At 33.6% G+C, this 5,447-nt stretch carries 2 protein-coding genes; both read left to right on the forward strand.

Annotated features, from left to right (window positions below; genetic code table 11):
- Positions 1-1,911: Ig-like domain-containing protein (locus QZV68_RS09855; RefSeq protein ID WP_296880829.1), on the forward strand; the 1,911-nt coding region annotated here is incomplete at its 5' end.
- Positions 1,912-2,236: 325 nt separating this feature from the next.
- Positions 2,237-5,447 (forward strand): right-handed parallel beta-helix repeat-containing protein (locus QZV68_RS09860; protein WP_296880830.1); only part of this gene is annotated, 3,211 nt, incomplete at its 3' end.

The following is a 5,447-nucleotide window of genomic DNA, read 5'->3' on the forward strand; positions in this document are numbered from 1 at the left end:
GTGACATTTACTGTTACTGAAGTTGCTAAGGAAAATACTACTATTGATCTTGACGTCCTGGTTTATGAGGATACTGCCTTGATTATGGTTGATTTGGATAAAGCTGCAACTGGTTTGGTTAAATTGTATATGGTCTTAAAAGAAACCGGTGAGGACTATACTATGTATATGGATGTTGTAGATGGTCATGTGGAAACTTTTACCAATAGCATTGTGCCTGGAAACTATTCTGTAGTTGCAACATACATGGGTGATTCAGTATTCAACACCAACACTACATCTAAGGATGTTGAAATTGTTGGACATATACTGAAAGATACTCCAATCACAGCAAATGTTGTTGTTAATGGAAACAGGGTTACTTTAACAGTTAATGTTGATGAAAATGCTACTGGTTTTGTTGAACTTAAATTTGGTGATAATGTATTTAACATTGCATTAACTGATGGTGTTGGAACATTGACAACTTCACTGCCTTATGGAAACTACAGTCTGGATATTACTTATTTGGGTGATGAAAACTTTAATAAGAACTCTACCAAATGTGAATTTGCAGTTGTAGCGCCGACTAAGGAAAACACTACTATTTCATTGGATGTGGATGTTGTCAGTAATGAGAACATTGCTATATTCACTGTTGAAGTTGATTCTAAAGCTACTGGTATCGTTAAATTTGAAGTAACTGGTGCTGAAGAGTACTCCTTATATGTTGATGTAATCGAAGGTAAAGCAGTCTTTGAAGATGTATTGAAAGATGGAAATTACACTGTAATTGCTACTTATCTGGGAGATTCCAGATTTAATACAAATGTAACTTCATTTGACTTCACAATCACCAGTCCTCCGAAACCTGACGCTAATATTACAATTCCAGATATTAATCCTGGTGAAAGTTCCGTTGTTGATGTGGATTTACCTAGTGATGCTACTGGTACTGTTTATGTTTTAGTTGATGGTAAAGAAGTTTCAAGTGCTACTGTAACCAATGGTGGTGCTAAAGTGACTGTACCTGAATTGACTGCAGGTAATCATACTGTTGAAGTTAAATATTCCGGTGATACTAAATATGCATCAATCAGTAAGACATCTAGTGTGAATATTTCTAAAGTGGATATTCCTGCAAATAGTACATCTATTAAGATCACTCTTGCTGCTGGTTCTAAATCACCTAAATTCAATATAACTTTACCTAACGACGCTAAAGGCTATGTTGTTATAAACATTAAAGGCATAGATTACTTTGCCACTGTTGAAAATGGTACTGCAATTATTAATGTGCCAAGTTTAGCATATGGAAGCTATAGTGTAAAAGTCAACTACTCAGGTGATAATAAGTACAATTCCTTAATGAAGAACACTACCGCAAAGATTCCAAAACCTAAACTCACAGCTAAAAGCATTAGAATATCATACACTAATCCATATAAATACAAAGTACGTGTAACAATCGACGGTAAAGCTGTTGTTAAACAATATGTAACTTTCAAATTCAACGGAAAAACATACAAACGATTAACTAACTCCAAAGGTTATGCAACTCTTAAATTACCTAAGGTAAAACCTAAAACAACTAAATATACTATTACAATGGTCTATAAAGATATAAAAGTATCTAAAAAGATTAAAGTCAATAGTATTATCGTTGCTAAAAACCTCAAAGTTAAAAAATCAGCTAAATACTTGAAAATCCAAGTTAAATTAAAAAAAGTTGCTAAAAAATTGCAAAAAGGTAAAAAAATAACTTTGCAATTCAACGGTAAAAAATATAAAGCAAAAACCAACAAAAAAGCTGTAGCAACATTCAAAATCAAAAAGAATGTTCTCAAAAAACTTAAAGTTGGCAAAAAATACATCTACAAAGTTGCTTATAGTAAAGATGTAGTAAACAAAAAAATTACAGTTAAAAAATAGAGATTAACTTCTCTATTTTCTTTTTTTTAGGTTTTGTCTGTAATTTTGATAGATATTCTTTTTTTCTATTTTTAGTCTTGTAATAATCTTATGTTTCTTTTAATAGATAATTACACGATAATTTATGAATGTTTTTTAAGACTTTTTTGACGAAAACATATGTGATGTCCTATGTGGGTGGTGTGAAGTAATATAATGTATAATTTAAGTATATAACTTAATAAATAATTTAATCTAAAAATTATATATATTAATATAATATATTTTCGACGTGTTAAATATGAATTTTAAGAGGATGGTCTTAATTTCATTAATTCTTTGTTTCTTGTCGTTAGCTTGTGTATCGGCAAGTGAAAATCAAACATCAATAGAAAATTCTAATTTTGATAACATTAATGTTATTGATGTGGGTGGCGAAGAGATTAATGAATATGATAATGATATGTTTGCTGGAAAAAATGTTTCTGAGGGACAAGGTGTTGTTTCTGGGAATTTACTTTCCAGTAGTAATGTTGATGATAAAAATACTACACTTGGTGTGGCTGTTGGAGAAAATGTTTCTGATGGACAGGATGCTGTCTTGGGGAACTTGCTTTCCAGTAGCAATGTAAATGATAAGTTGTCCGCTTCAAAAGTAGGAACCCGTGATGAATTGAATAATATGATTCTTGCTGCTAAAGATGGTTCAACAATAACTTTGGATAAGGATTATGGGTTTTTAGGGGCTGTAAAACCTATTGAAATAACTAAAAGCATTGTAATTGATGGTAAGGGACATACCATTACTCTTGGATATAATAATGCTTTTAATTTAAAGTATGTGAGTTCCATTCGAAAAATTGAAATAAAAAATATTAATTTTGTACGTGGAGACGGAGGAGCCATAATTGCTGATGGGAAGTGCCCTTATATAATTTCCAATTGTAAATTTATAAACTGTTCTAGAGGAGGTCTTGCAGGTGCAATTTCGGCAACGGCGGAATATAACTCTCAAATTATTGATTGTACTTTTAAGAGATGTTATGCTTTTGGAGAGACGAAAACTGTTAGATGGGAAACCTCAGCCACTATGACATCTACTGCATCTAGTGATGGTGGTGCAATTTATATTTATGGTTTGGTCACTGTTAAATCTTGTAGATTTGAAGATTGTTCGGCTGGAAGTGGTGGTGCAATAAGGGCATATGGTAAATGTCAAATACTTGATTGTGTTTTTGTTAAAAATCACGCAGGAAGAGCTGAATGTATGCAGTCTTATGAGCATGGAGGCGCTATTTATCTTAAGGGTGGATCTGGTGCTTTAGTTAAGGGATGCACATTCAATGAAAATTCTGCTGGACGTTTTGGGGGCGCAATATCAATGTATTCTAATGATGTTAGAATTGAGGACTGTGTTTTTAATTCTAACTATGTGGATGATAGCGTAAAGCAAAAAGGTGGTGCAATATTTATAAGTTCAGATTCCAAGATTGGCGACACGGGTATTCAGATAACTCGGTGTACATTCAACAATAACGGATATAATAGCAATAAACATTACTGTAAATATGGTGGAGCAATATATTTTGATGAGGGAATTATTGTTGGACATATTTCATATTGTAATTTTACAGCTAATGGTGCTTCAAAGGAGGGTGGTGCAGTGTATGCTTCATCCAATTGCAAATCCCTTAATTTTAAAGGATGTCTGTTCACCAAAAATCAGGTTAAGAAATATGGTGGAGGAATATATCTTGATTCTAAATCTTCAACCATAGTGGATTGTGCATTTGTCGAACAGCCTAATGCAATATATTGCGACCATAAAGGATGTTCAGTTAAATTTTCTACTTTTTTAAGGAATGACAATTATGATGTCTGGTCTACCAAAGAGATAAATATTGCAAACAATTGGTTTGGAAATACTATGGATAACAGGTATTACGATTTGGCCAAGCTCAAAGGTAAAGCAGTTAACCTTAATAATAGGGAAAATTTGTATCTTGTTGCCACATCTATGGATAAAAATTACCACGATGGGCAGGAGTCCACCATTGATTTAAGCATGAAATATATGCGTGATTCTCCTACATCTGACAGTAAATTACCTCCATTTAGTAATCCGGCGATTAGTTATGGTGTAAGTGGAGTAAATGTAAAGGTGGTTTCTGATAAGCTTTATTTGGCAAACGGCAAATCCTCTTTTAAATTCCTGACAGATCCTTTTAAAAATACATCTTCTCTTACTGTGGATTGTTATGGTGCAAAAATCACTTTAAAGTTCAATACAAATCCCTATTCATTCACAGCTCTTCAGGTTGTTGTTAACAATTGTCAAAATAGAGTTTTAAATCTGGTTCATAATTATACTCGTGACAAATCTATCGACGGTGACATGGCCGTAACTATTTCAAAAGACCTAGTGATTAATGGTAACGGTTTTACTTTGGATTCAAAAAATGGTGGTGGAGTCTTTTTTATGAGTTCCCGTCCTAATGTGGACATAAATAATTTGAACATTGTTAATAGTAAATCAAAGTGGGGTTCGGCCATTTGGGGTTATATAAATAATATGTCAGTCAATAACTGCAGGTTCATTAATTGTTCAGCAAAATTTGAGGGGGGTGCGATTAATCTGGTTGGAAAAGTGCTTACAATAACCAATTCCACTTTCATTAACAATACGGCTGATGAAAATGGGGGCTCTTTGATTGTAATGGGTATTAATACTGTAATTAGAGATTGCATTTTCATTAATTCCAATTCCGGTATGGAGGGATGTTTCATTTATCTTCAGGCTAGCAGCAGATTAAATCTCACAAATTCCATATTGTTAACCAATTCAACATCAAATTATATTTCTAAGCCGGAGGGTGACCCACTACGGTGGAATGTTTCAGCTAACATTGAGAACAATTGGTTTGGCGGTACAAATAATGATATATTAAAGAATTATGGCCTGCTCCGGGTGTTCCCTGTTAAGAGTTTGCTTTATCTGAATATTACGCCTTCTCTCTATGATATTCCTGTAGGGGACAGTTCAAATATCACTCTTAAGTTTTACTCATATGATTTGAACTCAAGACAAGGGGTTCCGTTATCACGCTTCAGAAACATGAAATTTGGCGTTAGCCTGTTGGAAGAAGGAGGGACACTCAGCTCCGATTCAATTATGCTGACCAATAATGAGGGAAGTGTGGTGTATACTTCAAGTTCCGATGGGGAGATGCCTGTTGAAATCGATTATGAACTATTCAACCATGTAATCTCTCTTAATCAGTACCATGAAGGTTCTTTCACAGACCTTAAGCATCTGATTAGCAATTCTGGGGATGTTATAAATCTCACTAGGGATTATACTTTTTCTGAGATGTTCGATTATATGTTGATGGATGGTATTTACATTAATAAAGATTTGACAATCAACGGTAATAACCATGTTATCGATGGTGATGGAGGGGCAAGAATCTTTAATATAGATGGACATAAGGTTGTTTTGAATAATATCACATTTGCTAATGGTAATGCCGATAATGGTGGTGCGATTCAAACATCAT

The organism is uncultured Methanobrevibacter sp. (assembly GCF_902801725.1).
In the GTDB taxonomy this organism is placed as follows: domain Archaea; phylum Methanobacteriota; class Methanobacteria; order Methanobacteriales; family Methanobacteriaceae; genus Methanocatella.